Here is a 1,060-nt window from a genome sequence, read left to right as displayed (position 1 = left end):
ACATTTTATTGTGAGTTAAAGAAATGTTGTTGTAAGTCCTCGGCCGATTAGTACCAGTCACCTACACCTGTTACCAGGCTTCCAGTTCTGGCCTATCAACCCCATGGTCTGTAGGGGGCCTTAACCCCTCAAAAGGGGGTGAGAAACCTCATCTTGGAACAGGCTTCCCGCTTAGATGCTTTCAGCGGTTATCCCTTCCGAACGTAGCCAACCAGCAATGCTCCTGGCGGAACAACTGGCACACCAGAGGTTCGTCCGTCCCGGTCCTCTCGTACTAGGGACAGGTTTCCTCAAGTTTCTAACGCGCGCGGCGGATAGAGACCGAACTGTCTCACGACGTTCTAAACCCAGCTCGCGTGCCGCTTTAATGGGCGAACAGCCCAACCCTTGGGACCTACTCCAGCCCCAGGATGCGACGAGCCGACATCGAGGTGCCAAACCATCCCGTCGATATGGACTCTTGGGGAAGATCAGCCTGTTATCCCCGGGGTACCTTTTATCCGTTGAGCGACACCACTTCCACACGTTGGTGCCGGATCACTAGTCCCGACTTTCGTCCCTGCTCGACATGTACGTCTCACAGTCAAGCTCCCTTGTGCACTTACACTCACCACCTGATTGCCAACCAGGCTGAGGGAACCTTTGGGCGCCTCCGTTACATTTTGGGAGGCAACCGCCCCAGTTAAACTACCCACCAGGCACTGTCCCTGAACCCGATCAGGGTCCGAGGTTAGAAGTCCAATACGATCAGAGTGGTATTTCAACAACGACTCCACAACCACTGGCGTGGCCGCTTCACAGTCTCCCACCTATCCTACACAAACCGAACCGAACACCAATACCAAGCTATAGTGAAGGTCCCGGGGTCTTTTCGTCCTGCCGCGCGTAACGAGCATCTTTACTCGTACTGCAATTTCGCCGAGTCTGTGGTTGAGACAGCAGAGAAGTCGTTACGCCATTCGTGCAGGTCGGAACTTACCCGACAAGGAATTTCGCTACCTTAGGATGGTTATAGTTACCACCGCCGTTTACTGGGGCTTAAATTCTCAGCTTCACCACC

General features: G+C 53.9%; 1 rRNA gene. It reads right to left on the bottom strand.

The annotated features are described in order from the left end of the window. Nucleotides 1-26: 26 nt before the first annotated feature. Nucleotides 27-1,060, bottom strand: a 23S ribosomal RNA gene (locus ABLE94_RS26340); the annotation flags it as partial.

The sequence above is a fragment of the Gordonia sp. VNK1 genome, assembly GCF_040049135.1.
Classification (GTDB): domain Bacteria; phylum Actinomycetota; class Actinomycetes; order Mycobacteriales; family Mycobacteriaceae; genus Gordonia; species Gordonia oleivorans.
The sequence above is the reverse complement of the archived record's forward strand: the minus strand, read 5'-3'. Positions and strand labels throughout refer to the sequence as shown.